Below are 26,002 nucleotides of genomic sequence, written 5' to 3'. Positions count from 1 at the left end.
AAAAGAAGCTGAAACAATTGCGCCATGCGCGCGGCATCGTGCCGACACAATCCGGGCCGATAAGCGCGCCGGGCTCGGGGCCATGGCCACGCTACAGAAGTTCGACATCATCGATAGCGGCGCACGCGACGCCTCGGTCCGGCTGCGGCCGGCCGATGGTTATGCGCCGAAGACGAAGCAAATCGCCGGACCGTTCGAGATCGCGGCGCAACAGCGCAGCGGACCGACGATGCGCGACGTGCTGATGACCGGCCTGCTGGTGATCTATCCGGTGTTCGCCGCGCTGGCGGCCATCCTTGCCGGGTTTTTCCTCGCCGGCGCCGGCGGCGCCTGAGCCGCTATTTCGGCCGCTTGAACGCTTTCCGTTCCGCCTCGACCGGCTCGCGGCAGACGCAGCCCTCGAGATGGTCGTTGACCAGCCCCATCGCCTGCATGAAGGCGTAGACGGTGGTCGGGCCGACAAAGCTCCAGCCGCGCTTCTTCAGCTCTTTCGAAATGCGGACCGAGACGGCCGTCGTCGGATTGGCGCGCAAATGCGCGAGGTCGACGATCTCGGGCCGCTCGTCGGGGCCGGGTTCGAACTTCCAGAACCAGGCGGCCAGCGAGCCGGCCTCGTCGATGAGTTCGCGGGCGCGCTTGGCGTTGTTGATGGTCGAAACGATCTTGCCGCGGTGACGGATGATGCCGGCATTGCCGAGCAGGCGCTCGACATCGGCGTCGGTGAAGGCGGCGATCTTGTCGACATCGAAGCCGGCAAACGCCTCGCGGAAATTGTCGCGCTTGCGCAATATGGTCAGCCAGGACAGGCCCGACTGAAAACCTTCGAGGCAGATCTTCTCGAACAGGCGGCGGTCGTCGGCGACCGGCCGGCCCCATTCGTGGTCGTGGTAGTGCAGATAATCCGGCAGGTTGCCGTGCCAGAAGCAGCGGGCGATGCCGTCGGGACCGGCAAGCAGACCTGTCTTTTCATCCATGGCGGAATTCCGTTCGTGTCTTGGCGTTAACGCGTTTTGACGCGGCCTTTACCGCGGCTTTACCAGATTCCTGAACCGGGCGGTAACCACACCAAAAGCTTTACTGACAGATCGGCATTTTACGCATTCCGATTCATGTTTCGGTTGCCGCTTCGCGCCCAATGTCGGCGAAATCGGGGAGGCTTTGCACCCCGGCATGTTCGACGATCAAGGTGCGTTGCGATGAAGACATTCTTGTTCCCACTGTTCGGCGCCGCGGCCGTGCTTGCGGCCGGCGCCGCCAATGCCAACGACCGCTATGCCGAGAGGCCGCCGGTGGTGGTCAGCCCAGATCTTTCGGCGCCCTGGGTGCTGCAGCTCGGCCATGCGCCGGGCATCGTGCGGCAGAGCCGGCAAGAGGCGCAGCCGCAACGGCGCTACCGGCGGCTGGCCGAACCCGATCAGCTGCGCACCGCAGCGGTGCAGGCGCCGGCCAAGCGCATGGTGATGCGGCCGCAGATCGACCCGATCTATCTGCCGCAGGAAGTCGCCTATGACGGCCCGCAGAAGCCGGGCACGATCGTCATCGATACGCGAGAGAATTTCCTCTATCTGGTCGGGAAGAACGGTAAGGCGCGGCGTTATGGCGTCGGCACCGGCAAGCCGGGCTTCGAATGGTCCGGCACCCACAAGATCACCAACAAGCGCGTCTGGCCGGATTGGCGGCCGCCGGCGGTGATGATCGCCCGCGAAGCCGCCAAGGGCCGTTATCTGCCGACCTATCTCGCCGGCGGCATGGAAAACCCGCTCGGCGCACGCGCGCTCTATCTCGGCTCGACCGAGTACCGTATCCACGGCACCAATCAGCCCTGGACGATCGGCGGCGCGGTGTCGTCGGGCTGCATCCGCATGCGCAACGAGGACGTGGTCGACCTTTACGAGCGGGTCAATGTTGGCACGACGGTTGTAGTGATGTAATCTGCGGTTGACCTCACCGATGATTCTGCTCAGAAGCCTCGGGAGCATTGAATAACGGGGGACGGGCCGTGTGGGGATGCGGCCAGTCACGAAAGGGCAGCGCGGCAAGCCGTGCTGCCCTTTTTGTTTCCGCCAGCAGGAATTGACGGGAAGATTTCGCCGGCACGTCGCGCGACCGGCATGGCGGTTCGCTTTTCGCGCTGCCTTTTCGCGGTTGCTTTGCTATGTGGCGGCTAAAATCCAGATAAAGGCCCCATCCCGATGTCCCTTTCCGATGACAGCCGCTATCTCAGGGGCGGCCCGGTTGCCCAACGCATCATCGCCGGCGTGCGCGAGGACGCGGCGATCGCCACCGCCGAAGGCTTTCCGCCCAAGTTGGTGTCGATCACCGTCGGCGATACCGCCGCGGTCGACGTCTATGTCCGCAACCAGCGCGCCAAGGCCGGGTTGGCCGGCATCGGCTTCGAGGAAAGGCGCTTTCGCGCCGACATCACCGCCGGCGAGCTGGAAGCGGCAATCCACGGGCTTAACGCCGACCCGCGCGTCACCGGCATCATCATCCAGCGGCCGGTGCCGGTGCACATTCCGATCAAGACGCTGCAGGCGGCAGTGCATCCGCTCAAGGATGTCGAGGGCATGCATCCGGCCTCGATCGGCAACATCGTCTACAACCAGCTCGACCTGGCGCCCTGCACCGCCGCCGCTTCGGTCGAACTGCTCAGGGAAACCGGCCTCGACCTCAAGGGGCTCGAGGTGGTGGTCGTCGGCCATTCCGAGATCGTCGGCAAGCCGATCGCCTTCCTTTTGATGAGCGAAGGCGCGACGGTGACCGTCTGTCACCACATGACGCGTTCGGTGGCGGCACACGCACGCCGCGCCGACGCGCTGTTCGTCGCCGTGGGCCGGCCGCGGCTGATCAAGGCCGACATGGTGAAGCCCGGCGCTGCCGTGATCGACATCGGCATCAATTCGGAGATCGGGCCGGACGGCGAAAGCCGCATCGTTGGCGACGTCGACACCGAAAGCGTCAAGGAAGTCGCCTCCTGGATCACGCCGGTGCCGGGCGGGGTCGGCCCGATCACGGTGGCGATCCTGCTGCGCAACACGATGGTAGCGCTCAGCCGCCAGCGCGCCCGCTACCAGGCCACCTACGGCACGGCAGACCGGCTGGCGGCGGAGTAGGCGCTTTCGTCACGTGTATTGCGGCACATGGCAGGTGATCCGGGACTCGTCATCCCAGAAGACGTAGAGCACGCCGCCGCTGCCCCAGAAGAAACCGGCGAGTGAATCGAACTGAAGAAGAAATTTCATTTCCCGGTCCGTTCCGGGAACGACTGGAAACTGCGGTCCCTGAATCCATGACGGCAGCCCACCAAGCCGAAACAGGTTTTGCCTTGAATTGCTTATCCCGTACGACTGCCTGAGCCACCGTTTAGGGGTCGGTGCCAACCGAACAGTTCTTTTCTCGGCGGCTTTTGCAGGCCTCTCAATGTAGGGCGAATGCAGAGGCGCGATCGGCGTCGGCACACCGGCAGCGTCGTGGGAATAATAAGTCGATTCGAGAGAATTCGCACAGGTCTCGATACGGAGTCTGGGAAGAGGCATCGTCAGCTCACTCCCAAGATCGTCCAGCGTAATCAGATGTATCAGTCGCTCTCGACAGGTCGGGCACACTGCCGATCCTTCGCCGCCGACCGTAAGTGGCCTGCCAGTCGCCGGCAGATGCCAGGTAGGATGATTCCGATGCGTCGGAAAAGACATGTCGCTCGGAGCGCCTTCCTCAAAGCTAAAATGATGACATGCCGGCGGCGAACGAGGATCATCATGCGTCAGCCAGTCTGCGAAATCGGGAATGTCGCCCAAGGTACCGTCTGGAAACAATTCCGGCGCCTGCAAGGCGACGTGAGCCAGCAGATCCTCCATGTCTATTCCGCGTTTCACTTCCTCTTGCAGGAAAAATGCCAGACGAGCCAAATGCGCGTCGTCGAGAAACGAAACGGCGTCGATAATCAGATTGTCTTGCTGGACGTCGGCTTCTACCGCTGCCTTTATGAGCGCAAACAGGAATTCGGACCCATCCTTGAGATGACGAGCGATGATTGTCTGGCATTCGCCATAGCTGGCCTGGAACGTCGCCGGCGATCTGTCCGACAGCAGCCGAACGACGGTTCCAATCTCTTCGGACTTTGGGTTGGGCATCTCGGCAGTCTCATCGGCGGGTGCGCAGCAATCAAACCAATTTTGGCGGCTCGCCGCCATAGGCCCAGTCGAGCAGCTTTATCGTATGCACCACCGGCAGCTTGGCGGCAGAAGCGATCTGGGTGATGCAGCCGATATTGCCGGTGGCGACGATTTCGGCACCGGTCGCCTCGATATTCCTGACCTTGCGGTCGCGTAGCGTTGCCGAAATCCCGGGCTGCAGGATGTTGTAGGTGCCGGCCGAACCGCAGCACAGATGCCCTTCGCGCGGCTCGCGCACGACGAAGCCGGCACGGACCAGAAGCTCCTTCGGCTGGCGGGTGATCTTCTGGCCGTGCTGCATCGAGCAGGCTGAGTGATAGGCGACGATGGTGCCCGGCTTGCGGACCGGCTCGGGCAGGTCGAGGCTTGCCAGATATTCGGTGATGTCCCTGGCCAGCGCCGACACGCGCGCGGCCTTGTCGGCATAGGCCGGATCGAGGCGCAGCATGAAGCCGTAATCCTTGATGGTGGTGCCGCACCCGGATGCGGTGATGACGATGGCGTCGAGTCCACCCTGCTCGATGGCGCGCGTCCAGGCGTCGACGTTCCGTCGGGCCGACGCCAAGGCAGCGTCCTCGCGCCCCATATGATGCACCAGCGCGCCGCAGCAGCCCTCGCCCTCGGCCACCACGACCTCAACGCCAAGCCGGGTCAGCAGCGAAATCGTCGTGTCGTTGATGCCGGGATCGAGCACCGACTGCGCGCAGCCGGTGAGGATGGCGACGCGGCCATTTTTCTTCGCGCCCTGCCCGGCATGGACGCCCGGCGAGGCCATCGGCGAGACTGCCGGGACCGACGCCGGGGCCAGCTTCAACATCGCGCCCAAAGGCTTCAATGCCTGGATTTTCTCAAACAGGCCGGCGAATGGCTGGCCGAGCTTCGCCAGCTTGAGCGCCGCGCGGAAACGCGAGGGATAGGGCAGCACGAAGGCCAGCATGGCGCGTGTCAGGCGATCGGCCAGCGGACGCTTGTAGGTCTCCTCGATATGGACGCGGGCGTGGTCGACCAGATGCATGTAGTTGACGCCCGACGGGCAGGTGGTCATGCAGGCGAGGCAGGACAGGCAGCGGTCGATATGGGTGACGATCTGCTTGTCGGCCGGCCGTCCGTTTTCCAGCATGTCCTTGATCAGATAAATCCGGCCGCGCGGCGAATCCAGTTCGTTGCCGAGCGTCACATAGGTCGGGCAGGTGGCGGTGCAGAAGCCGCAATGCACACATTTGCGCAGGATCTTCTCCGATTCCGCGACATGCGGATCGGCGAGCTGGGCAGCTGAGAAATTGGTCTGCACGTAAACGAATCCTTACCGTTTGAGCATGATCTTTTCCCAAAACCGGTACCCACTTTTGGGGATCATGCTCATACCCCAGAAACCAGCTTTCCGGGTTCTTGACCGCCTCGCCGCGCTGCAGCGCCTGCAGGCCGAGAATGCAGCGGGCGATGAACCAGACGGCAACGGCAACCATCAGCACGACACCGATGACCACGACCATCAACAGCGCCGAGATCAGTGCATAGAGCAGGCCGATCCAGAAGGTGCGGATCAGGAATGTGTAATGGCTCTCGACGAAGCCGCCGGCCTTGCCGCGATTGATATAGGCCAGGACGACGCCGACAATGCCGCTGACGCCGATGGCTAGGCCGGCGAGATAGAGGATGTAGATGACCAGCGCGTTGGTCGGGCCGGGCTCCAGCCAGCGGTCGGTCTGGCGTGACGTACCGTTTTGGCCTGGATCGCTCATTGTGCTCCTCCCTCGGTTGCCGGCGCGAGAGTAGCAGAGCTTGCGCCCGGCGCCATACGGCCGGGATTGAGGATATTCTTCGGGTCGAATTCGGCCTTCAGCCGCGCCGACAGTGCTGCCAGTTGCGGCGCTTGCGGTTCGAACACCGGCACGGCGGCGCGGTGCGAAGGGGTTGCGCGCACCAGCGTCGCATGGCCGCCGCCATGTCTTCTGATCAGGCCGCGCAACAGGCCAGCCTCGGGATCGTCCTGCTGCATGCGCAGCCAGATCAGCCCGCCCTGCCAATCGTAGAAGGCATCGACCGGGGCCTGCATGCGCAGCGCCAGCACCATCTGGTGGCCCCGCGACGGCGCCATCGAGACGCGCCACACCGGCCTTTCGCTGCCATCGGCGAACGGCGCGCAGTCGCGGACATCGCGCCAGACCGAGTACGAGACCGAACCGGAAATCTCCTGCAGCGGCCCGGCGTTTTTCAGCAGGTCTTTCAGCGCGGCAATGCGGTAAGCGACCGACGGGCCGAAGCCCTCGATGCGCAGCAGCGTCGCGGCATCGCTGCCGAGACTGCCGCCAGCGACCCTAGCTGCGACCCGTTCGGGAAGATGGGCAGCACTCGACACTTCGGCGCTGGAACCCAGCGCCAGCGCCATGGCGGCGGCGGCGTGATCGTCGAGCAGGCCGCGGATGGCGAGCGTGACTTCGGTCTCGGCAGCAGGCAGCACCTTGAAGGTGACGTCGGTGAGCACCGCCAGCGTGCCCCAGCTGTTGGCCATCAGCTTGGACAGATCGTAGCCGGTGACGTTCTTGACGACGCGGCCGCCGGACTTGAAGGCCTCGCCACGCCCGGAAACGGCCGCTATGCCGAGGATATGGTCACGCGCAGCACCCGCCTTCAGCCGGCGCGGGCCGGAAAGGTTCGCGGCGAGTGCGCCGCCGATCGTGCCTCGCGCTGGCTCACCGCCGAGCAGCGGGCCGTAATCCATCGGTTCGAAGGCAAGTTGCTGGCCGTTTTCGGCAAGCAGGCTTTCGATTTCGGCCAGCGGCGTGCCGGCTTTTGCCGACAGCACCAGTTCGGCCGGCTCGTAAAGCATGACGCCGGAGAGTCTGGAAAGGTCGAGCGTATGCTCACTCTGCTGCGGCCGGCCGATACCGCGCTTGGAGCCGTGGCCGAGGATTTCGAGCGGGGAGTCTTCGGCGGCGGCCCAGGCGACGGTGGAGAGGACTTCGGCTGCGGTGGTGGGGACGAAGGTGGTCATGAGGCGGATGCGCCAATGGCAAATGCAAAGACGTCGCGTTCCTTCGCGCCCCCCTCTGTCCTGCCGGACATCTCCCCCTCAAGGGGGGAGATCGGACGTCGCGTCTGGCTTCGCCAATCGTCAATATTGAAAGAAGGCTGAGGCGTGCAAGCTGCCAATCTCCCCCCTTGAGGGGGAGATGTCCGGCAGGACAGAGGGGGGTGTTCAAGCGCCAACATACCCACTCAAAACCTCGGAATGTCCGGAAACGCCACTTGCCCGCGATGCACGTGCATCCGCCCGAGCTCGGCGCATCGCCTCAATTGCGGGAAGACCTTGCCGGGATTCAAAAGATGGTTGGGGTCGAAGGCGCACTTGACGCGCATCTGCTGGTCGAGGTCGATCTGGTTGAACATTTCCGGCATCAGGTCGCGCTTCTCGACGCCGACCCCGTGCTCGCCGGTCAGCACGCCACCGACCTTGACGCAGAGCCGCAATATGTCAGCGCCGAAACTCTCCGCCTTGTCGAGTTCGCCCGGCACGTTGGCGTCATAGAGGATGAGCGGGTGCAGATTGCCGTCGCCGGCGTGGAAGACATTGGCGACGCCGAGCCCGTATTTCTCCGACAGCTCGCGCATGCCGGCGAGCACGCGCGGCAGTTCCTTGCGCGGGATGGTGCCGTCCATGCAGTAGTAGTCGGGCGAGATGCGGCCGACCGCCGGGAACGCCGCCTTGCGGCCGGCCCAGAAGCTCAGCCGCTCCTGTTCCGACTGCGACGTGCGGCATGTGGTCGAGCCGTTCCTAAAAGCAATGGCTTCGACCAGGCCGATCAGGTGGTCGACCTCGACACCCGGCCCGTCCAGCTCGACGATCAGCAGCGCCTCGACATCGAGCGGATAGCCGGCCTGGACGAAATCCTCGGCGGCGTGGATGGCCGGACGGTCCATCATCTCCATGCCGCCCGGAATGATGCCGGCGCCGATGATATCGGCAACGCATTGGCCGGCCTGCTCGCTGGTCGGGAAACCGATCAGCAGGGCACGCGCCGTCTCCGGCTTCTTGAGGATGCGTACGGTGACCTCGGTTACGACGCCGAGCAGTCCTTCGGAGCCGGTCATGACGCCGAGCAGGTCGTAGCCTTCCGCGTCGAGATGGCTGCCGCCGAGGCGCACCACCTCGCCATTCATCAGCACCATCTCGATGCCGAGCACATTGTTGGCGGTGAGACCGTATTTCAGGCAGTGCACGCCGCCCGAATTTTCCGCGACATTGCCGCCGATCGAGCAGGCGATCTGGGAGGATGGATCGGGGGCGTAATAGAAGCCCTCCTGCTCGACGGCGGTGGTGATGCCGAGATTGGTGACGCCGGGCTGGGCGACGACGACGCGGTTCTGAAAATCGATCTCGAGGATGCGGTTGAAGCGGCTCATCACCAGCAGCACCGCGTCTTCGAGCGGCAGCGCACCGCCGGAGAGCGAGGTGCCGGAGCCGCGCGGCACGACGCGGATGTTGCGGTCGCTGCAATATTTCAGCACCCGCGAGACCTGGGGCACGGTTTGCGGCAGTACAACGACGAGCGGCAATTGCCGGTAGGCGGTGAGCCCGTCGCTCTCGAAGGCGCGCATGGCATTGGCGGCGTCGACGACGCCCTCGCCCGGCACCATGATGCGCATATCGGCGACGATCTCGTCGCGCCGGCGCATCGTGGCGTCGTCTGGTTTCGGCATGGCAAGGCCGGACATCGACAGCCTCCTTCGATCGGCTGGTAAAAATCTTTTACCAGCGACGGTGGTCGCTTGCAAATGCCGCTTTGGCCGGGATGAGAGGCCTATGGCCGAGACAGCCTTCCGCAGCGGCAATCTGCCGCTGCGCCCCACACTACTCGCCCGGCTGCTTGCCTGGTTCGGAGTGCATGCGGCGGACGCGGCGCACGCCCCACCAGACGAGCACGATGGCGAGCGGCACCGAGGCGGCGGTGACCATTTCCGGCGCGAAGGCATGGCCGAAGATCGAGGCGCCCTTGGCGACGTAGCCGATGAGGCCGACGACATAGTAGGAAACCGCGGCGACCGAGAGCCCCTCCACCGTCTGCTGCAGCCGCAATTGCAGGCGGGCGCGATTGTTCATCGATGCCAAAAGATCGCGGTTCTGCTTCTCGACCTCGACGTCGACCCAGGTGCGCAGCAGTGTGGTGGCACGGGTGAGCTTCGTTGACAGGTTGGCCTGACGCTCCTCGACCGAACGGCAGGTACGCATCGCCGGCGCCACGCGGCGCTGCAGAAAACCGCCCCAGGTGTCGTAGCCGGGCACCGCCTCTTCGTCGAGCGCCTCCAGCCGTTCGCGCACGATGCCGTCATAGGCGCGGCTGGCGCCGAAGCGGTAGAGGCTGGAGGCGGCATCGGCCTCCAGCTCGGCGGCCAGTTCGGTCAAGTCGGCAAGTAGCGTCTGGCTGTCGCGGGTCTCGGCGACCTTCATTTCCAACGTGGTCTGGGCCAGCCTGTCTTCGATGCGGCGGGCGCGACCGGACAGCGTCAGGGCCAGCGGCAGCCCAAGCATGGCCAGCGTGCGGTAGGTCTCGATGTCGATCAGCCGCTGCGACAGTGCCCCGGTGCGCGCCGGGGTCAGGCCGCGGTCGAGCACCAGCATGCGGGTCAAGCCGTCGCCATCCTGACGGAAATCGGTGACGATGGCCGCGTTGCCGCGCTCGACCAGCGAATAGCACAGGCTGGTCGGGTCGAAGCCGGCGATCAGTTTTTCGTTCGCCGGCGTCCAATTGCGGATCTCCAGCCTGATGCCGGAAATCACCGTGCCCGGCGGCGAAAACCCGTTGCCGAAGGGTGTGTCTTCTTGCCCCCTGCCGTTTTCGGCGAGCGGGCCTTCCCAGAGATAGGTCGAGAATTCCGTGTGGCGTTCCCAACGCAGCGAGCCCTTGCCCCATTTCATCGCGTGATGGCGGGCGTGAGGGTCGGGCGCGGCAATGCCGAGGCGTCGCGACAATTCGGAAAGCACGGCCTGATCGATCCCGGATCCAGCTTCGGTCATGAAGGAAAGCTGCACCAGCACGCGCGGCTTTTCGACCAGCGGCTGCGGCCGGGCGTGGACCTCGCCGAGCGCGCCCGGCCGACCTTCATGCGCCGGAAAGCCCATGACGGTGCCGCCCACGGCTTTGGCGCGCAACTGGAATTCGAGGCTGGACGGGTCGGCGTCTGGCACGGCTGGTCCCCCAGGCTTCTCTGAGCCCTTTGGCAATGATGTCCCTCTAGAGCGGCTCATTGTTTCATGGAAACGCCGAACCGCTCTATCTCTTTTATTCTGCGCAATTCCGGACGGAAAACCGTTTCACACTTTTCCTGGAATTGCTCTAGAGACAATCTCCAGAGGACGCAAACAGCCAGTTTAGCTGAAGGTGATATGAAGCCGCGGCTGTGAAACCGACCCGGCGCCCGGGGCGAATTGGATAAATAATTTGACCAGTTGGCGACGCTGGCTTTATCGTGCGCGACATCGGTTCAACCCCAGGCATTCCGTTTGAGCGACATTTTCTCCCGGATCGAGCATTCGCGCACCGCCGACGAGGTGGTGCAGCAGATCGAGAGCCTGATCCTCGAAGGCGTCCTGCGCACCGGCGACCGGCTGCCGGGCGAGCGCGAACTGGCGCGCCAGTTCGAGGTGTCGCGGCCGATCCTGCGCGATGCCTTGAAAGCCTTGGAAGGGCGCGGGCTGTTGACGACACGGCCAGGCGGCGGCACCCATGTCGCCGATGTCATCGGCCAGCTGTTCACCAAGCCGGTGACCGACCTGATCTCGATGCATCGCAAGGCGGTGACCGACTATCTGGAGTACCGCCGCGAGATCGAGGCGGTGGCGGCGGAATATGCGGCGCGGCGTGCCACATCGGACGATCTGGCGCTGCTCGACCGCATCATGGCACGTATGGACGAGGCGCACCGGACCGGCAATTTCGACGACGAGGCGGAAATCGACGTCGAGTTCCACCACGCGATCTGCGAATGCGCGCACAACATCATCCTGCTGCACACGCTGCGCTCCTGCTATCGGCTGCTGTCGGAAGGCGTGTTCCAGAACCGGCGGCTGGTGTTCAGCGTGCCGGGCGCGCGCGAGACGCTGCTTTCGCAGCACCGGGCAATCTACACGGCGGTCAAGGCCGGCGATGCAGCCGCGGCGCGGCAGGCGGCGATGGACCACATCTCCTACGTCGAACGATCGATGGCCGAGGCCGAGCGCAGCGGCGACTGGCAGCGCGTGTCGCGGCTGAGGCTCAGGCAACGCTCCGAGCCCGGTGACGGTGAGGCGGCAAGAAAACAGCCGTAGGCCCCGCCCAGAAAATTCAACGACGAACCAGCGAAGAACCAGCGGAAAAAAAAGATCCATGAGCAGCATTCTCACCATCGCCGACCTCAAGGACCTAGCGCGCCGCCGCGTGCCGAAGATGTTCTTCGACTACGCCGATTCCGGCGCCTGGACCGAAAGCACCTACCGGGCCAACGAGGAAGATTTCCAGAAGATCAAGTTCCGCCAGCGCGTGCTTGTCGACATGGACAACCGCTCGCTGGAATCGACCATGATCGGCGAGAAGGTGATGATGCCGGTGGCGCTGGCGCCGACCGGCATGACCGGCATGCAGCATCCGGACGGCGAGATGCTGGCGGCGCAGGCTGCGGAAGAATTCGGTGTGCCGTTCACGCTGTCGACAATGAGCATCTGCTCGATCGAGGATGTCGCGTCGGTGACCAGGAAGCCGTTCTGGTTCCAGCTGTATGTGCTGCGCGACAAGGACTTCGTCTTCGATTTGATCGATCGCGCAAAAGCGGCGAAATGTTCGGCGCTGGTGCTGACGCTCGACCTGCAGATCCTCGGTCAGCGCCACAAGGATATCCGCAACGGGCTTTCGGCGCCGCCGCGAATGACGCCGAAGCACCTCTGGCAGATGGCGACAAGGCCGCGCTGGTGCGTCGGCATGGCCGGCACCAAGCGCCGGAGCTTCCGCAACATCGTCGGCCATGCCAAGGGCGTCGGCGACCTCGCCTCGCTGTCGTCCTGGACGAAGGAGCAGTTCGATCCACATCTGTCGTGGAAGGACGTCGCCTGGATCAAGGAGCGCTGGGGCGGCAAGCTGATCCTGAAAGGCATACTCGACAAGGAAGATGCGCTGATGGCCGCCAGAACGGGCGCCGACGCGATCATCGTTTCCAACCATGGCGGCCGCCAGCTCGACGGCGCCTCGTCGTCGATCATGGCGCTGGAAGAGATCGCCGACGCCGTCGGCGACACGATCGAGGTGCATATGGACGGCGGCATCCGTTCCGGCCAGGACGTGCTCAAAGCACTGTGCCTTGGCGCCAAGGGCACCTATATCGGCCGGCCTTTCCTGTACGGCCTCGGCGCGCTCGGCAAGGAAGGCGTTACCAAGGCGCTGGAAATCATCCGCAAGGAGATGGACATAACGCTGGCACTGTGCGGAAAGCGTCTGGTCACCGACATGGGCAAGGATCAGCTTCGGCGCTAAAGTCCCGTGACGGCATGACCACGGAGGCGACGCAGGCATTGACGGAGCCCGGCATCAGTTTCTACGAGGCGCGCGGACCGCAAGGCATGCGCCTTTACGCGATCGGCGATGTGCACGGCCGGCTCGATTTGCTGACCGCCATGCACCGGCGGATCGAGGCGGAGCTCGGTCAAAGGCCGTCGGCCGATTGGCGCGTGATCCATCTCGGCGACTATGTCGACCGCGGCCCGGACTCCAGGGGCGTCATCGATTTCCTGATCGACGCACAAAGACGCGATCCGCGTCACCTGATGCTGGCCGGAAATCATGATCTCGGCTTCCTCGATTTTCTCGATGTCCCCGACCCGGACGGCCTGTTCATGCGCTATGGCGGCATCCAGACGGCGCTGTCCTATGGCGTGTCGCTCGGTGGGAGCAGCGCCTGGTTTGGCCGCGCCGATGCGGCATTGCGGCAAGGACACGCCGCGCTGATCGAGGCCGTGCCGCAGAACCATGTCGAGTTCCTGCGCTCGCTGGCCTTTTCAGTAACGTTCGGCGATTTCTTCTTCTGCCATGCCGGCATCCGGCCCGGCATTGCGCTGGAAAGCCAGACCCGGCAGGACCTGATCTGGATCCGCGAGGTCTTCCACGACCACACCGGTCTTCATCCGAAGATCGTGGTGCACGGTCATACGCCGGTGCCCAAGCCCGAGATCACCGGCAACCGCGTCAATGTCGACACCCTCGCCTGGCAGTCGGGAAACCTCACCGCGCTTGTCGTGGACGGCGCTGACAAGCATATCCTGACAGTGACGGGTGAGCGGGCGTAGGTAAGGCGTGAGGTTATGTGTAGAGGGTCTAGCGAAGCGCGGCGGTGACGCCGTAGCCGTCAACGGCATTGTGGTTGTTGGCTGCGTCGGCGGAATAAATGCCGAGGCCGCACAAGACGATGGCCGACAACATGGCAAAGGACAAAAAGGCTGCTTTCACGGACGTCATCTCTTGTTGAGCTTTCTGCATCTATGCACGAGCGGGTTACCAATGCGTTGAAACGCGAAATACGTCGCAAATGTCTGACGGTTTCGCGCTTCTAGGCATGTTCTGTATCGGCGGTGTGTCGCGCGGGTCACAGGAAAGGTTCATCGCGGTTGCACGCAAGATGCAGAGCGGGCGCCTTTTAGGCTGGCGGACAGACACAGGCCAAGGATGAAACGCGTTTTCCCCGGCGGATTTGCCGCCGCGTGCCAAATATGCAACGTCGCCAAATACGTTGACTATATGGGCCGTCAGATCGTCGCCACCCAGGCGCGGGCGATGGCCAGGCCGGCGGCATCGGCTTGCGGTCCGTTGCGGGCCATTTCATCGTCGAGCCGGCCCGCCCATTCAGGATGCCGCTCGGCGATCAGCGGTGCGAAGGAGGTGCTCCAGTCGCACACCATCGGACTGTCGGCCTCGAAATGGAACTGGAAGCCGTAGACGGCGCGGCCGATGCGGAACGCCTGGTTCTCGGCGACGGCATTGCCGGCCAGCCGAACGGCAGTCTCGGGCAAGACAAAGGTGTCGTCGTGCCATTCGAAGATCGGGAATTTTTCAGGCAAGGCGGCGAGCACCGGATCGGCCTGCGCCGCCGCGGTGAGCGCGACCTCGTGCCAGCCGAACTCCGACGCGCCGCCGATCTGGTTCTCGCCGCCAAAGGCGCGCGCGACCAACTGGCTGCCGAGGCAGATACCAAGCACCGCGCGATCCCTCTCGGCAAAGTCGCGCGTCAGGTCGAGCAGGCCCGGAAAATAAGGACAGAGCTCGTCGTCCAGCGCATTCTGGGCGCCGCCGAGCACTACCATGGCGTCATGCCCGCCGCTATCTTGCGGCAGCGCGTCGCCGCAGTAGGGACGGCGCAGGTCGATATCGACGCCCGCCTCGACAAGGGCCGCGCCGATCTGGCCAAGGCCCTCATTGTCGAAGTTCTGGACAACCAAGACCCGCATCGAAACCTGCTGACATGAAATTGATGCAACGAGCGATATCATGGCGCCAGCATTGCAGCCAACAGGGAACGCCTATGCCACTGCAAAACCGGGTCGACCCGTTCGGCGCCATCCATGCCGTGCCGGAGCGCGGCCTGTTCATGGGCAATCGCGGCATCATTCACGACCCCGAGACGAGAACGCTGTTGAAGAAGCGCTGGGCGCTGCAAGCCTGGATCATCTGCGTCTGCGAATTCCATAACGTGCGGCGCGAGCCGATGGGGCGCAACCGGGCTGGCGGCAAGGCCGGCTGGACCGAACTGTTTTTCCTCGACGAGGTGACGGCACTTGCCGCCGGGCACCGGCCCTGCTTCTTCTGCCGGCGCGAGCGGGCCAGGGATTTTGTCCGGCGTTTCGGCGACGCCTTCGGCATTGCCGAGCCACGCGCGCCGCAACTCGACAAGCGCCTGCACAAGGAGCGCGTGGCATCGGGCGGGCGGGCGCCGAGACTGGAACCGGAAGCGCTTGCGGACTTGCCGGACGGCACGATGATCTCGTCAGGAAACAGGGCGTACGTCCTGTTTGACGGCGCCGCGCTGCCCTGGAGTTTCGGCGGTTATGGCGAACCGGTGGGGTTCGGCGGTTTTACCGACAGTCCAATCCGCCTGCTCACGCCAGCGACAACTGTTTCGGTGCTGCAGAAAGGCTACGAGCCTGTCTGGCATCCTTCCGCCGAGGCTTGACGCCGAGGGTGACGTTGCCGCATTCCTCGGCGATGCGCGCCAATTACAAGATGCAGCGGCTGTTCGTGCCGGACGGGCTTGGACCGGACATCGAGTTCGACATCGGCCCGCAGCAGAGCCATTATCTCTCGCACGTGCTGCGGCTCGGCGAAGGCGCCGAAATTCTGGTCTTCAACGGCCGCGACGGCGAATGGTCGGCGGCGATCGCGGCAAAATCGAAGAAGGCGTTGCGCCTGAAGTTGCTGGCATTGCAGCGGCCGCAGCCGCCGTTGCCCGATCTCGTCTACTGTTTCGCGCCGCTGAAGCAGGGGCGGCTCGACTACCTCGTGCAAAAGGCGGTCGAGATGGGCGCTGGCATCCTGCAGCCGGTCATCACCCAGCATACGCAGGTGGCAAAGCCCGGCATCGAGCGCCTGCGCGCCAATGTCGTCGAGGCGGCCGAACAATGCGGCATATTGGCGGTGCCGGAGCTGCGCGAAGCGGAAAAATTCGAGCGCCTGCTCAGCAACTGGGACCGTGAGCGGCGGCTGATCTTCTGCGACGAGGATGCATCGACCAACAGTCCCCTGCCGGCATTGCAGGCGGTGCGGGAGAACAAGCTCGGCCTGCTGGTCGGGCCGGAGGGCGGCTTTTCCGACGAGGAGCGCAGGATGCTGAGAGCCCTGCCCTTCGTTACCGCCATTCCGCTTGGGCCGCGCATCCTGCGGGCGGACACGGCGGCCGTAGCGGCACTGGCGCTGATCCAGGCGACAATCGGGGATTGGTGATCAATTCCAGTTACCCTCTGGCTCAGGATTTTTCGCTTGATCGGCTACTGACATTTCGTCCATCTAGCGCCGGCAGTGGCCGCGCGTCCTTTCGGGCGCGCAAAGGACGCTGTAACATATTGATTGGGCACATGATCCTTTCCGAAAATCGAAGCCGGTTTTCGGGGCCATGTGCGGAGGGCTATTATGGCGCGCGATACTACCGATTTCCGGCCGATCGAAGGCGTCGACGAACTCGTCGAGCACCTGGCCGAAGGCAACAAGCCGCGCGACAAATGGCGCATCGGCACCGAGCACGAGAAATTCCCGTTCTATGTTGACGGCAATGCCCCGGTGCCCTACGGCGGCGAGCGCGGCATCCGCGCCATCCTCGAAGGCATGCAGGACAAACTCGGCTGGGACCCGATCATGGATGCCGGCCGCATCATCGGACTGGTCGAGCCGACCGGCCAAGGCGCGATCTCGCTGGAGCCCGGCGGCCAGTTCGAACTGTCCGGCGCGCCGCTGGAGACGATCCACCAGACCTGCCGCGAAGGCAATGCGCATCTGGCGCAGGTGCGCGAGATCGCCGAACCGATGGGCATTCGTTTTCTCGGCCTTGGCGGCAGCCCGAAATGGTCGCTGGCCGAGACGCCGAAGATGCCGAAATCGCGCTACGAGATCATGACCCGCTACATGCCCAAGGTCGGCACCAAAGGTCTCGACATGATGTACCGGACCTGCACGATCCAGGTGAACCTCGACTTCGAAAGCGAAGCCGACATGCGCCGCAAGATGCAAGTGTCGCTGAAATTGCAGCCGCTGTCGACGGCGCTGTTTGCCAACTCGCCCTTCACCGAAAGCCGGCCGAACGGCTTGCAGAGCTGGCGCGGCGAGATCTGGCGCGACACCGACAATCAGCGCTCCGGCCTGCTCGAATTCTGCTTCTCGCCCGATTTCGGCTTTGCCGATTATGTCGAATGGGCGCTCGACGTGCCGATGTATTTCGTCATCCGCGACGGCCAGTACCATGACATGACGCACATCACCTTCCGCCAGTTCATGGCGGGCGCCGCCCGCAACGAACTGCCGGACGGGCTCCCGACGATGGGCGACTGGGCGAACCATCTGTCGACGCTGTTCCCGGACGTGCGGTTGAAGCGCTTTCTCGAAATGCGCGGCGCCGATGGCGGGCCGTGGCGGCGCATCTGCGCGCTGCCGGCCTTCTGGGTCGGGCTGCTCTATGATGCGGCTGCGCTCGACGCGGCCGAGGCGCTGACCTCGAGCTGGAGTTATGACGAGGTGCTGGCGATGCGCAACGCGGTGCCCGAACAGGGCATTTCGGCGCCCTTCCGCAACACGACACTGCGCGAGATAGCCCGCGACGTGCTCGTCATCTCGCGCATGGGACTGAAGAACCGCGGCCGCAAGAACCGCGACGGCTATGACGAGACCTCGTTCCTCAACACGCTGGACGAGGTCGTCGCGCGTGGCACCACCAGCGCCGAAGAGATGCTCTCGGCCTACCACACACGCTGGGGCGGCTCGATCGAGCCGGTGTTCATGGAATACGCGTATTAACGCTTCGCTATCCGCTTGGCCGATGGTCCGGCAAATTCGCTTCAATCAGTGATGGAAACGAATTAGGCTTCTCCAACGAGGATTTTCCCGGAGGAGAAAACAATGCCTTCCTTGTTCGATATTCTGGCACAGGCCCAGAACGGCAACGGCATGCAGGCGCTGGCCCAGCAGTTCGGGCTTTCGCAGCAGCAGACTCAGGCGGCGGTCGCGGCGCTGCTGCCGGCCTTTTCGCAGGGGCTGAAGCGCAACACGGCGGACCCTTATGGGCTCGGCTCCTTCATGACGGCGATGGCCAGCGGCCAGCACGCCAAATATTTCGAGGATGCAAGCCGGGCCTTCTCGCCGCAGGGCCTCGATGAAGGCAAGGGCATTCTCGGCCATTTGTTCGGCTCGAAGGACCTGTCGCGGGCCGTCGCCAGCCAGGCCGCGCAGGCGAGCGGCGTCAGCCAGCAGGTCCTGCAGCAGATGCTGCCGGCAATCGCCTCGATGATGATGGGCGGGCTATTCAAGCAGACCACCGACCAGCTAGGCGGGCAGATGCATGCGGCAGGCGGTGGCGGCAATCCGCTTGGCGAGCTCATCGAGCAGATGATGCGGCAGGCTGGCGGCGGCAGCCAGGCACCGACCCCTCAGCCTGCAGGCCCCACGGATAACCCGCTCGGCAAGGTGCTGCAGGATATGTTCGGCGGGCAGCAGCCGCAACAGACGCAGAGCCCTTACGGCGACAACCCGCTGGGCAAGGTGTTGCAGGACATGTTCGGCGGCGGGCAGCAGCCACAAAGCCAGCCGCAGCAGACACAGAACCCTTATGGTGACAATCCGCTCGGCAAGGTGCTGCAGGATATGTTCGGCGGCGGTGCACCACAGCCACAGCAGCCGCAGAACCAACCCCAGCAGACACAGAACCCTTATGGTGACAATCCGCTCGGCAAGGTGCTGCAGGACATGTTCGGCGGTGGCGCACAACAGTCTCAGCCGCGTCAGGCGCCGCAGCAACCCCAGGCGCCGCAGCCGCAGGCCAATCCGAGCGGCAGGCCGAGAAATCCGTTTGACGACCTGTTCGGCAAGATGTTCGAGACAGGCGCCCAGCAGCGCGACGACTACCAGAAAGGCATGGAGTCGATCTTCGACCAGTTCAAGCAGGGCATGGGCCGGCGGTAGACCAGACACCGGCAATCAATCATCAGTGCCGCCCAAAAAAGAAAGCCCGGTCCTGGGAGGACCGGGCAGCGCGCAGGCTGGCCGGGGGGATCCGGCAGGGAGTGGGGAGCCTGCGTAACTTAGTGGCGTCGTGCCTCAAAAAGGTTCAACGCGCCCGAACGGCGAAACCACGCGATCACACCACCTTGCGGGCAATATCCTCGATCGTTTCGGCGCGCTCGACCGCGATGACGCGAAGCCTTTCTGTCGGATCGCGGCCAAAGGGTACACCGACAGCGACGTGCAGGTCGGCGCGGGTCAGGCCGATGTCGGCGAGCTCGGCATCCGACATCTCGCCGAGGCGATAAAAGGCGCGGCGGTTTCTCCAGGCGCGGTAAACATTGGCAGCGGCATTGGCCACGCGCGTCGCAACGGCCGGACGCGAGGTGATGCGCGAGGTCTCGGTAGCGAAATCAAACGTAGCCATGTCGGTCTCCTTCACATTCGAACGGGCGAAACCGGTCGATCGGGCGCTGGCGACAGCGGCCGTTCCGGCTTCGATTCACATGCCTTCATGTGGACAATCGGAATTTGCCATGGCCCGATTGATTAATCCAACGAATGTTTCTAATCTTTAGCATCAGCATCAATGATGGATTAGGCCAATGAAAGCGCCGCTCGATCTCGATCAGTTGCAGACCTTCATCTCGATTGTCGACACCGGCAGCTTTACCCGCGCGGCGGAAGCGGTGCATCGCACCCAGTCTGCGGTGTCGATGCAGATGCGGCGGCTGGAGGAACGGATCGGCAAGCCGCTGTTCGAAAAAGACGGCCGCACCAACAGGCTGACCGAGGAAGGCGACAGACTGCTCTCCTACGCAAGGCGGCTGCTCTATCTCAACAAGGAAACACTGGCCGCCTTCGACGACCGCCGGCTCGAAGGCACCATCCGCATCGGCACGCCGGACGATTATGCCGATCGCTTCCTGCCAGAGATCATGGCGCGGTTTGCCCGTTCCAACCCGCATGTCGAACTGACCGTTATCTGCGAACCGACGCCGGGACTGGTCGAACACATCAAGCGCGGCAATCTCGACCTGGCGCTGGTGACGCACAACGACGCGCGCGGCCAGTCGGAAGTGGTGCGGCGCGAACCGCTGCTGTGGGTTACCTCGGCCAACCATGCGACGCATGAGCAGCCGATCCTGCCGATGGCCTTCGGCCGGCCGAACTGCATCTGGCGGCGGGCCGCCGCCGACGTGCTCGATCAGCAGAGCCGCGACTATCGCATCCTGTTCACCAGCTTCTCTGCCACCGTCATCGCCGCCGCGGTGCTTTCCGGTCTGGCGATCTCGGTGCTGCCGGAATGCGCGCTGCGGCCCGGCATGCGGGTGCTGGGCGAGGCCGACGGTTTCGGCGCCCTGCCCGATTGCCGCATCGGTATCATGCGCGGTCAGACCTCGCGGCCGGAGATCGTCGACGCGCTTGCGCGCCACATTTCGGAGAGCCTCGACAATATTTCCGTGCCACTCGGCGAGGAGACCGGCACGTTCGATTTCGCCGCCCTCGCCTTCGCCAAGATGAAGCGGACCAAGCCGAACCAGATCCTGCCGGGCTGGTGATCGCGCGTTTGGGGCGGACATCGAACACGGCCGCCTTGACGCCGGCCAGCAATCGTCCCCCAATCGGCCGATGAGCGACGCAGCATCCGAATCACGCACCAACGCCACCGAATATACGGTGAGCGAGATTTCCGGCGCGCTGAAGCGTACGGTCGAGGACGTCTTCGGCAATGTACGGGTGCGCGGCGAGATTTCCGGCTATCGCGGACCGCATTCCTCCGGCCATGCCTATTTCTGCCTGAAGGACGATCGCGCGCGGCTCGACGCCGTGGTGTGGAAGACCACGATGAGCCGGCTGAAATTCCGTCCAGAGGAAGGCATGGAGGTGATCGCCACCGGCCGGCTCACCACCTATCCCGGAAAGTCGAACTACCAGATCGTTATCGACAATCTCGAGCCGGCCGGTGCCGGTGCGCTGATGGCGCTGCTGGACGAGCGCAAGCGCCGGCTGCAGGCCGAAGGCCTGTTCGACGCGGCGCGCAAGCGCAGGCTGCCGTTCATGCCGTGCGTCATCGGCGTCGTCACCTCGCCGACAGGCGCCGTCATCCGCGACATCATCCACCGCATCAAGGACCGGTTTCCGCTGCACGTGCTGGTCTGGCCGGTGCGGGTGCAGGGCGAGACGGCGGGTGCGGAAGTGACCGCTGCCGTCAACGGCTTCAACGCACTGCCATGGGACGGCGCCATCGCGCGGCCCGATCTGTTGATCGTGGCGCGCGGCGGCGGCAGCCTGGAGGATCTGTGGGGCTTCAACGACGAAGCGCTTGCCCGGGCCGTCGCCGCTTCGGGCATTCCGGTGATTTCCGCGGTCGGCCACGAGACCGACTGGACATTGATCGATCTGGCGGCGGATGTGCGGGCGCCGACGCCGACAGGCGCCGCCGAGATCGCCGTGCCGGTCAAGGTCGACCTCGAAGCGACGCTTGCCGGCCTTGGCGCGCGGTTGAAGACCGCACTGTCGCGCAATTTCGAACGCAAGCGGCAGGCGGCACGCGCGGCCGCCCGTGCGCTGCCCTCGCCCGACCAGTTGCTGGCGCTGCCGCGGCGGCGCTTCGACGAGGCGACGAGCCGGCTCGGCCGGGCGCTGTCGGTCAGCGTCGAGCGCAAGCGAGCCAGGCTTCTGGGGCAGCGGCTGACGCCGGCGACTTTGTCGCGGCGCATGAACGAAGCCCGCACTCTGACCCGCCGCGACCTCGCCCGTGCGCAAGCGGCTTTCTTCGCCATCGTGCGCGAGCGTCGGGCGCGGTTTTCGCGCACGGCGACCAGACTGTCACCGGCGCCGATCGCAAGACGGCAGAAACTGCAAGGCGATGCCCTGCTGGCACTGACGCGGCGGCAGGACCAGGCGATTTCGCGGCGGCTGGACCGTCTGCGTGGAAAACTGACGCAGGCCGACCGGCTGCTGGCGACGCTCTCGCACAAGGCCGTGCTGGCGCGAGGCTTCGCGCTGGTCAAGGATGCGGACGGCGCGGTGGTCAAGCACGCGGCAGAAGTTGTGTCGGGGATGGCGCTTTCGCTGGAGTTCGCCGACGGCACCGCCGATGCAGTCGCCATCAGTGGCACGGCGCGGCCGAAGACGGTTGCCAAGCCCGCGGCCAAGCTCAAGGCGCCGGGCGGCCAAGGTTCGCTTTTCTGAGGAAAAAATGACCGACCCGCATCTTGCGACGCCCTCGGGCAAACTGCGCGCCCGCGCCTTCGCGATCCCATTCGATGGCACGCCAGGCCGCTTCAATGCCATCACCGATGTGCCCGGCGTGACGGTCGGCTATACCACGCTGATCTCAGGGGATGGGCCGCTCGTCGTCGGCAAGGGTCCGGTACGCACCGGCGTGACCGCGATCCTGCCACGGCCCAGAGACGAGTTGGCCGTCCCGGCGTTTGCCGGGATGTTCAGCGCCAATGGCAATGGCGAACTGACCGGCTCGCATCTGATAGAGGAGCTCGGAGCGTTCAATCTTCCCATCACCATCACCAACACGCATTCCTGCGGCGTCAGCCGCGACGCAACGCTGCGCTGGATGCAGACGGTGCTGCCGCAATCGCTCGACAGCGCCTGGGCGCTGCCGGTGGCGGGCGAGACTTACGACGGCTTCCTGAACGATATCAACGGCCACCATGTGAGCTTCGAGCACGTGTTTTCCGCGCTCGAAACGGCTGATAGCGGGCCGATCGAAGAGGGCAGCGTCGGCGGCGGCACAGGCATGATCACCTTCGGCTTCAAGGCAGGGTCCGGCACATCCTCGCGCAGCGTCGACTGGAATGGAAAGCGTTTAACGATCGGCTGCTTCGTCCAGTCGAATTTCGGTGCACGGCGAAACCTCGTGATCCGTGGCATCAGAGCCGGAGCGGAACTCGCCGATCCGGCGGCCCGGGACAACACGCCGCGAGCGGAGAAGAGCTCGATCATCGCGATCGTCGCCACCGATGCGCCATTCATGCCGCATCAGTTGAAACGGCTGGCGAAACGCGTGCCGCTCGGCGTGGCGCTAACCGGCGGCTATGGATACAATTCGTCCGGCGATATCTTTCTGGCCTTCAGCACGGCCAATCCCGACGCGGCGCGCGGCGCGGCCGGCAAGCTGGTCAGCGCCGGCTACATACCGGATGCCGATATCAACCCGTTCTTCGACGCCGTCGTTCAGAGCGTGGAGGAAGCAATCCTCAACGCGCTGGTCGCCAATGAAGACATGACCGGGCGCGACGGCAATTTCGTGCCGGCATTGCCGAAAGAGTGGCTCGAGGAGAGATTTGGCAAGGCTGCGCGGCGATAGGACCGCGCAACTGCATCAGACAGGCAATGTTCGCCCGGCAGGTTTTGCCGGAGGCGATCCGTCAGCCGGCAGGCTTGTTGGAATTCCGCTCGTCCTGATCGGCCTCGGCCGCCTCTTCGAGCCTCGAAGCAATGAGCTCCTGAATGTCGCCGACCTCTTCCTGGATATCCTCCAGGGGTATGCCGGCTTCGGCAGCCTTGGCCGCACATTCCCTGGCGAGGGTCTCGGCCTGCTTCTCGATTCTGGCTGGCGAGGGCTGGCAGTGGACTTTTTCGCCGATCCACCCGCGCAAGAACTCGATCGCGTGTTCACTCATACTGCTGTTTCCCTAGCGGCTATGCCGGTTGGTAATCATAAACGTCGGCATCTTCGAAAAGATGCGTGCTGCCATTCGAGCCGAGTCGGCTTCGCCCGGCAAGCCGAACTTGTCCGAGGTCCACAGAGCTGAAGGGAATGGAGGGTTCAAGGAGCACGTTCTAGTTCTTGAGGACTGATTCTCTCGACGAAACTCGTTCGACCCGCGCTATTGTTTCTATTTGCTTTTTTTCGATTTTCAAGCCGTTTTAGATCACAATAGATGTCGCAATGACTAGCACATTTACCGCGCTCTCGCCGGCACCATGTAAGAGGCGAGCCGTCAAAGCCGCCGCTATATAGTGACAACCATTTGCAATGTCGACTCTGCTCGCGGTCCTGCTTCTTTCCGCCGCGCTTGCTGGGAGATATGTGGTGTGACGGGTCTTGCAGTGCAAGCTGCCGAGCGCCTCATGCAAGGCATGCAATAGCGTCTTGTGGAAACCCTGAAGTGCTTGTCTAGGGCGGCTCTCTACCGCTGGCGGTAAAGGATCATGCCGGCATGATAGAGGACGCCTTCGACGAACTCACCATCCGCGGTGAAGCCCGTATCGTCCCAGTATTCTATGTGGTTGCCGTGCACTTCATAGCGTCCCCGGTAGGCGCTCTCGCGGTCACCGCGCGCTTCGTCATAACGGCCGTTCGGCAGGAGTTCGTGCCTGATATAGCGATCCTCGGTGACCCACATTCCGACATAGGGATGATCTTGGCGCGTCATTCGTTCCTCCGCAAGGATTGGAGTTGCAGGAAGGGTCAGGCCGGTTGGAGCTACAGCAACGGCAATACGCGTAAGCACTGCGGCCAAAGTGGATCGCATCAATGCGCCGCCTTCGTCGGACGCACGACGATCTCGTTGACGTCGACATCGTCGGGCTGTTCGATTGCGTAGCGCACTGCCCTGGCGATGGCATCGGGTTGCAGGGCAATAGCACGCCAGGTTTTCATGGCGGCGGCAGCGGCTTCGTCGGAGATCGTGTTCGCCAGCTCGCTTTCCACCACGCCAGGATGAATGCAGGTTACGCGGATATCGTCACTCTCCTGGCGGAGCCCATCGGAAATCGCGCGGACAGCGTATTTCGTTGCGCAATAGACGGCGGCCGTGGGCGAGACGGCCAGTGCGCCGATGGAACCGATATTGATGATGTGACCGGAGCCGCGTGCCGTCATCTCGGGCAGAACCGCCGCGACGCCGTACAGAACACCCTTGATGTTGACGTCCACCATCAGCTCCCACTCGTCGACCTTCATGGCTGCCATGGCTGACAGCGGCATGACGCCAGCATTGTTGACGATGACATCGACCTGGCCCCATTCGGCCCGGGCTGCGTCGGCGAATGCTGCGACATCCGCCCTCCTGGTGACGTCGAGCGCTCGCACGCGAACCGTTCCACCAGCTGCCTCGATTTCGGCCGCAAGCGCTTCAAGGCGGTCGGTGCGGCGTGCGCCGAGCATCAGCTTCGCACCTGCCGCGCCAAGCTCGCGGGCAATGCCAGCGCCGATGCCGCTGGAGGCACCGGTGATCAGAACAACTCTGTTCATGGTCATCGAGATGATCCTTTTGGTCTGTGATTATTTTCACGATGTGAAGGGATTGGGTGCGGGTGAGCTCCCGCGGCGCGCCGGCCCTATTGGGGGGCTCACTGGGCGGTGTAGCCGCCATCGACCAGAAGCAAGGCCCCGGTGATGAAGCTGGATGCCGGCGAGGCAAGAAAGGCGATGGCCTCGGCAACTTCTTGCGGCTGGCCGATCCGGCCGATTGGATGCGCGCCGCCGAAGCTGCGCAGCATCTCCCGGCCATTCTCCACCACGCCTTCCATGATGTCGGTTTCGATCACGCCAGGGGCAACGGCGTTGCAGCGAATGCCCGTGCGCCCGTATTCGATCGCGATCACCTTGGTCAGCTGTGCGACAGCCGCCTTGGAGGAGGCATAGGCCGCCTGCGTCTCGAAGGCCGCGACGGCCGAGATCGACGAGACATTGACGATCGCGCCGCTACCGCCGGCGGCCATCAATTCCACTGCGGCACGGGCAGTGACGAAGCTGCCGCGCGCGTTGATCTGCAGGATGCGGTCATAGTCGTCGACCGAGGTCTCAGTCAGTCGTTTGTTGAGCGTGCGACCGGCATTGTTCACGACAATGTCCAGTCGTCCGAAGCGCTTCGCGGCGAGTTCGACCGAGCGTCTGGCCAGATCCTCGTCGGCGACATCGCCGACCAGGGTCGCCACATCCTCGGCTTCCAATTCGCGTACGCTGTCGCTGAGATCGCTTGCCACGATCCGGGCGCCCCGCGCCCGCAGCAGTTCCGCCGTGCAGCGGCCGATGCCGCGTGCCGCGCCGGTCACGAGGGCGACTTTTCCATCCAGGTCCCAGGGGGAAGGAAGTGATGTCATGGGGGTATCTCCTTGGTCAGCCGGCATCGACTTGGATCG

Annotated in this window: 26 protein-coding genes and 1 pseudogene; 13 read left to right on the top strand and 14 right to left on the bottom strand. The window is 64.1% G+C overall.

The window, feature by feature from the left end; translation table 11 throughout:
* Nucleotides 1-82 precede the first annotated feature (82 nt).
* Entirely contained in the window at nucleotides 83-334 is a 252-nt protein-coding gene (locus tag NKI17_RS28515; protein ID WP_031213141.1) for a hypothetical protein, read from the top strand.
* Between the two features lie 4 nt (nucleotides 335-338).
* Here the strand turns inward: NKI17_RS28515 and NKI17_RS28510 are convergent, their stop codons facing one another.
* Nucleotides 339-974 (bottom strand): DNA-3-methyladenine glycosylase I, encoded by a 636-nt coding sequence (locus NKI17_RS28510; RefSeq protein ID WP_352634621.1) that lies wholly within the window; start codon nucleotides 972-974, stop codon nucleotides 339-341.
* A 222-nt stretch (nucleotides 975-1,196) separates the two neighbouring features.
* Here NKI17_RS28510 and NKI17_RS28505 point away from each other — a divergent pair, with 222 nt between their 5' ends.
* Together NKI17_RS28505 and NKI17_RS28500 are read left to right on the top strand one after the other, a co-directional pair.
* Nucleotides 1,197-1,931 (top strand): L,D-transpeptidase, encoded by a 735-nt coding sequence (locus NKI17_RS28505; protein ID WP_352472683.1) that lies wholly within the window; start codon nucleotides 1,197-1,199, stop codon nucleotides 1,929-1,931.
* A 261-nt stretch (nucleotides 1,932-2,192) separates the two neighbouring features.
* On the top strand, nucleotides 2,193-3,113 hold the full coding sequence (locus NKI17_RS28500; protein WP_352614821.1) for a bifunctional 5,10-methylenetetrahydrofolate dehydrogenase/5,10-methenyltetrahydrofolate cyclohydrolase: 921 nt from the start codon (nucleotides 2,193-2,195) through the stop codon (nucleotides 3,111-3,113).
* Between the two features lie 9 nt (nucleotides 3,114-3,122).
* Here the strand turns inward: NKI17_RS28500 and NKI17_RS28495 are convergent, their stop codons facing one another.
* The 6 genes and pseudogenes from NKI17_RS28495 to NKI17_RS28470 form a co-directional block, all read right to left on the bottom strand.
* Nucleotides 3,123-4,130 carry a hypothetical protein gene (locus NKI17_RS28495; protein ID WP_352907100.1) on the bottom strand — a complete coding sequence of 336 codons (1,008 nt, stop codon included), beginning with the start codon at nucleotides 4,128-4,130 and terminating at the stop codon, nucleotides 3,123-3,125.
* A 31-nt stretch (nucleotides 4,131-4,161) separates the two neighbouring features.
* Nucleotides 4,162-5,463 (bottom strand): glycolate oxidase subunit GlcF, encoded by a 1,302-nt coding sequence (gene glcF, locus NKI17_RS28490; RefSeq protein WP_352907099.1) that lies wholly within the window; start codon nucleotides 5,461-5,463, stop codon nucleotides 4,162-4,164.
* 73 nt (nucleotides 5,464-5,536) lie between these two features.
* Nucleotides 5,537-5,914 (bottom strand): annotated as a pseudogene (locus NKI17_RS28485) (DUF4870 family protein); the annotation flags it as partial.
* Entirely contained in the window at nucleotides 5,911-7,167 is a 1,257-nt protein-coding gene (locus tag NKI17_RS28480; protein ID WP_023680456.1) for an FAD-binding protein, read from the bottom strand. The gene NKI17_RS28480 and the pseudogene NKI17_RS28485, both read right to left, overlap by 4 nt.
* A gap of 224 nt (nucleotides 7,168-7,391) precedes the next feature.
* Nucleotides 7,392-8,888, bottom strand: coding sequence for an FAD-linked oxidase C-terminal domain-containing protein (locus NKI17_RS28475; protein ID WP_352457562.1), 1,497 nt, complete (start codon nucleotides 8,886-8,888; stop codon nucleotides 7,392-7,394).
* Between the two features lie 136 nt (nucleotides 8,889-9,024).
* Entirely contained in the window at nucleotides 9,025-10,359 is a 1,335-nt protein-coding gene (locus NKI17_RS28470; protein WP_352457561.1) for a DUF3422 family protein, read from the bottom strand.
* 315 nt (nucleotides 10,360-10,674) lie between these two features.
* On the opposite strand from NKI17_RS28470, the gene NKI17_RS28465 reads away from it, so the two are divergent.
* From NKI17_RS28465 to NKI17_RS28455, 3 genes are read left to right on the top strand one after another with little or no spacing between them, the layout of a single operon-like run.
* Nucleotides 10,675-11,478 carry an FCD domain-containing protein gene (locus tag NKI17_RS28465; protein WP_352457560.1) on the top strand — a complete coding sequence of 268 codons (804 nt, stop codon included), beginning with the start codon at nucleotides 10,675-10,677 and terminating at the stop codon, nucleotides 11,476-11,478.
* 58 nt (nucleotides 11,479-11,536) lie between these two features.
* A complete protein-coding gene (locus NKI17_RS28460; RefSeq protein ID WP_352457559.1) occupies nucleotides 11,537-12,673 on the top strand; it encodes an alpha-hydroxy acid oxidase in 1,137 nt (378 codons plus the stop codon).
* 38 nt (nucleotides 12,674-12,711) lie between these two features.
* Nucleotides 12,712-13,482, top strand: a complete 771-nt coding sequence (locus NKI17_RS28455; protein ID WP_352907109.1) for a metallophosphoesterase — start codon at nucleotides 12,712-12,714, stop codon at nucleotides 13,480-13,482.
* Between the two features lie 28 nt (nucleotides 13,483-13,510).
* On the opposite strand, the gene NKI17_RS28450 is transcribed toward NKI17_RS28455, so the two are convergent.
* Together NKI17_RS28450 and NKI17_RS28445 are read right to left on the bottom strand one after the other, a co-directional pair.
* Nucleotides 13,511-13,642: a hypothetical protein gene (locus NKI17_RS28450; protein WP_280952144.1), complete on the bottom strand. Its 132-nt coding sequence runs from the start codon at nucleotides 13,640-13,642 to the stop codon at nucleotides 13,511-13,513.
* Nucleotides 13,643-13,938: 296 nt separating this feature from the next.
* The gene (locus NKI17_RS28445; RefSeq protein WP_352457097.1) at nucleotides 13,939-14,637 is read right to left on the bottom strand and encodes a type 1 glutamine amidotransferase; all 699 of its coding nucleotides are present in this window, start codon (nucleotides 14,635-14,637) and stop codon (nucleotides 13,939-13,941) included.
* Nucleotides 14,638-14,711: 74 nt separating this feature from the next.
* On the opposite strand from NKI17_RS28445, the gene NKI17_RS28440 reads away from it, so the two are divergent.
* From NKI17_RS28440 to NKI17_RS28425, 4 genes are all read left to right on the top strand, one after another.
* Nucleotides 14,712-15,359: a hypothetical protein gene (locus NKI17_RS28440; protein WP_023680464.1), complete on the top strand. Its 648-nt coding sequence runs from the start codon at nucleotides 14,712-14,714 to the stop codon at nucleotides 15,357-15,359.
* Nucleotides 15,360-15,391: 32 nt separating this feature from the next.
* Complete coding sequence (locus tag NKI17_RS28435; RefSeq protein ID WP_023680465.1) at nucleotides 15,392-16,126, top strand: 16S rRNA (uracil(1498)-N(3))-methyltransferase; 735 nt, start codon at nucleotides 15,392-15,394, stop codon at nucleotides 16,124-16,126.
* 186 nt (nucleotides 16,127-16,312) lie between these two features.
* Nucleotides 16,313-17,686 carry a glutamate--cysteine ligase gene (locus NKI17_RS28430; RefSeq protein WP_023680466.1) on the top strand — a complete coding sequence of 458 codons (1,374 nt, stop codon included), beginning with the start codon at nucleotides 16,313-16,315 and terminating at the stop codon, nucleotides 17,684-17,686.
* A gap of 102 nt (nucleotides 17,687-17,788) precedes the next feature.
* The gene (locus tag NKI17_RS28425) at nucleotides 17,789-18,847 is read left to right on the top strand and encodes a DUF937 domain-containing protein (RefSeq protein WP_352571612.1); all 1,059 of its coding nucleotides are present in this window, start codon (nucleotides 17,789-17,791) and stop codon (nucleotides 18,845-18,847) included.
* A 175-nt stretch (nucleotides 18,848-19,022) separates the two neighbouring features.
* Here NKI17_RS28425 and NKI17_RS28420 read toward each other — a convergent pair whose 3' ends face one another.
* Nucleotides 19,023-19,313: a DUF1127 domain-containing protein gene (locus tag NKI17_RS28420; RefSeq protein WP_352571613.1), complete on the bottom strand. Its 291-nt coding sequence runs from the start codon at nucleotides 19,311-19,313 to the stop codon at nucleotides 19,023-19,025.
* A 178-nt stretch (nucleotides 19,314-19,491) separates the two neighbouring features.
* Between NKI17_RS28420 and NKI17_RS28415 the strand changes: the two genes are divergently transcribed.
* From NKI17_RS28415 to NKI17_RS28405, 3 genes are all read left to right on the top strand, one after another.
* Nucleotides 19,492-20,448, top strand: a complete 957-nt coding sequence (locus NKI17_RS28415; RefSeq protein WP_023680469.1) for a LysR substrate-binding domain-containing protein — start codon at nucleotides 19,492-19,494, stop codon at nucleotides 20,446-20,448.
* A gap of 70 nt (nucleotides 20,449-20,518) precedes the next feature.
* Nucleotides 20,519-22,084: an exodeoxyribonuclease VII large subunit gene (gene xseA / locus NKI17_RS28410; RefSeq protein WP_352457093.1), complete on the top strand. Its 1,566-nt coding sequence runs from the start codon at nucleotides 20,519-20,521 to the stop codon at nucleotides 22,082-22,084.
* 7 nt (nucleotides 22,085-22,091) lie between these two features.
* Complete coding sequence (locus NKI17_RS28405; RefSeq protein WP_352571614.1) at nucleotides 22,092-23,219, top strand: DmpA family aminopeptidase; 1,128 nt, start codon at nucleotides 22,092-22,094, stop codon at nucleotides 23,217-23,219.
* A gap of 61 nt (nucleotides 23,220-23,280) precedes the next feature.
* Here NKI17_RS28405 and NKI17_RS28400 read toward each other — a convergent pair whose 3' ends face one another.
* The 4 genes from NKI17_RS28400 to NKI17_RS28385 form a co-directional block, all read right to left on the bottom strand.
* The gene (locus tag NKI17_RS28400; protein WP_023677464.1) at nucleotides 23,281-23,535 is read right to left on the bottom strand and encodes a DUF768 domain-containing protein; all 255 of its coding nucleotides are present in this window, start codon (nucleotides 23,533-23,535) and stop codon (nucleotides 23,281-23,283) included.
* A gap of 510 nt (nucleotides 23,536-24,045) precedes the next feature.
* Nucleotides 24,046-24,390, bottom strand: coding sequence for an Atu4866 domain-containing protein (locus tag NKI17_RS28395; protein ID WP_352571615.1), 345 nt, complete (start codon nucleotides 24,388-24,390; stop codon nucleotides 24,046-24,048).
* Nucleotides 24,390-25,118 (bottom strand): SDR family oxidoreductase, encoded by a 729-nt coding sequence (locus NKI17_RS28390; protein WP_352541770.1) that lies wholly within the window; start codon nucleotides 25,116-25,118, stop codon nucleotides 24,390-24,392. Before NKI17_RS28390 ends, NKI17_RS28395 begins: the two co-directional genes overlap by 1 nt.
* Nucleotides 25,119-25,210: 92 nt before the next feature.
* A complete protein-coding gene (locus NKI17_RS28385) occupies nucleotides 25,211-25,963 on the bottom strand; it encodes an SDR family NAD(P)-dependent oxidoreductase (protein WP_352571617.1) in 753 nt (250 codons plus the stop codon).
* Nucleotides 25,964-26,002: the final 39 nt, after the last annotated feature.

The organism is Mesorhizobium sp. M0816 (assembly GCF_040320005.1).
In the GTDB taxonomy this organism is placed as follows: Bacteria; Pseudomonadota; Alphaproteobacteria; order Rhizobiales; family Rhizobiaceae; genus Mesorhizobium.
The sequence above is the reverse complement of the archived record's forward strand: the minus strand, read 5'-3'. Positions and strand labels throughout refer to the sequence as shown.

Coding starts and splice junctions, on each gene's coding strand:
- NKI17_RS28515 (WP_031213141.1), top strand. CDS start 83: ATGGCCACGCTACAGAAGTTCGACATCATCGATAGCGGCGCACGCGAC.
- NKI17_RS28510 (WP_352634621.1), bottom strand. CDS start 974: ATGGATGAAAAGACAGGTCTGCTTGCCGGTCCCGACGGCATCGCCCGC.
- NKI17_RS28505 (WP_352472683.1), top strand. CDS start 1,197: ATGAAGACATTCTTGTTCCCACTGTTCGGCGCCGCGGCCGTGCTTGCG.
- NKI17_RS28500 (WP_352614821.1), top strand. CDS start 2,193: ATGTCCCTTTCCGATGACAGCCGCTATCTCAGGGGCGGCCCGGTTGCC.
- NKI17_RS28495 (WP_352907100.1), bottom strand. CDS start 4,130: ATGCCCAACCCAAAGTCCGAAGAGATTGGAACCGTCGTTCGGCTGCTG.
- NKI17_RS28480 (WP_023680456.1), bottom strand. CDS start 7,167: ATGACCACCTTCGTCCCCACCACCGCAGCCGAAGTCCTCTCCACCGTC.
- NKI17_RS28475 (WP_352457562.1), bottom strand. CDS start 8,888: ATGTCCGGCCTTGCCATGCCGAAACCAGACGACGCCACGATGCGCCGG.
- NKI17_RS28460 (WP_352457559.1), top strand. CDS start 11,537: ATGAGCAGCATTCTCACCATCGCCGACCTCAAGGACCTAGCGCGCCGC.
- NKI17_RS28445 (WP_352457097.1), bottom strand. CDS start 14,637: ATGCGGGTCTTGGTTGTCCAGAACTTCGACAATGAGGGCCTTGGCCAG.
- NKI17_RS28440 (WP_023680464.1), top strand. CDS start 14,712: ATGCCACTGCAAAACCGGGTCGACCCGTTCGGCGCCATCCATGCCGTG.
- NKI17_RS28435 (WP_023680465.1), top strand. CDS start 15,392: ATGCGCGCCAATTACAAGATGCAGCGGCTGTTCGTGCCGGACGGGCTT.
- NKI17_RS28430 (WP_023680466.1), top strand. CDS start 16,313: ATGGCGCGCGATACTACCGATTTCCGGCCGATCGAAGGCGTCGACGAA.
- NKI17_RS28425 (WP_352571612.1), top strand. CDS start 17,789: ATGCCTTCCTTGTTCGATATTCTGGCACAGGCCCAGAACGGCAACGGC.
- NKI17_RS28420 (WP_352571613.1), bottom strand. CDS start 19,313: ATGGCTACGTTTGATTTCGCTACCGAGACCTCGCGCATCACCTCGCGT.
- NKI17_RS28415 (WP_023680469.1), top strand. CDS start 19,492: ATGAAAGCGCCGCTCGATCTCGATCAGTTGCAGACCTTCATCTCGATT.
- xseA (WP_352457093.1), top strand. CDS start 20,519: ATGAGCGACGCAGCATCCGAATCACGCACCAACGCCACCGAATATACG.
- NKI17_RS28405 (WP_352571614.1), top strand. CDS start 22,092: ATGACCGACCCGCATCTTGCGACGCCCTCGGGCAAACTGCGCGCCCGC.
- NKI17_RS28400 (WP_023677464.1), bottom strand. CDS start 23,535: ATGAGTGAACACGCGATCGAGTTCTTGCGCGGGTGGATCGGCGAAAAA.
- NKI17_RS28395 (WP_352571615.1), bottom strand. CDS start 24,390: ATGCGATCCACTTTGGCCGCAGTGCTTACGCGTATTGCCGTTGCTGTA.
- NKI17_RS28390 (WP_352541770.1), bottom strand. CDS start 25,118: ATGACCATGAACAGAGTTGTTCTGATCACCGGTGCCTCCAGCGGCATC.
- NKI17_RS28385 (WP_352571617.1), bottom strand. CDS start 25,963: ATGACATCACTTCCTTCCCCCTGGGACCTGGATGGAAAAGTCGCCCTC.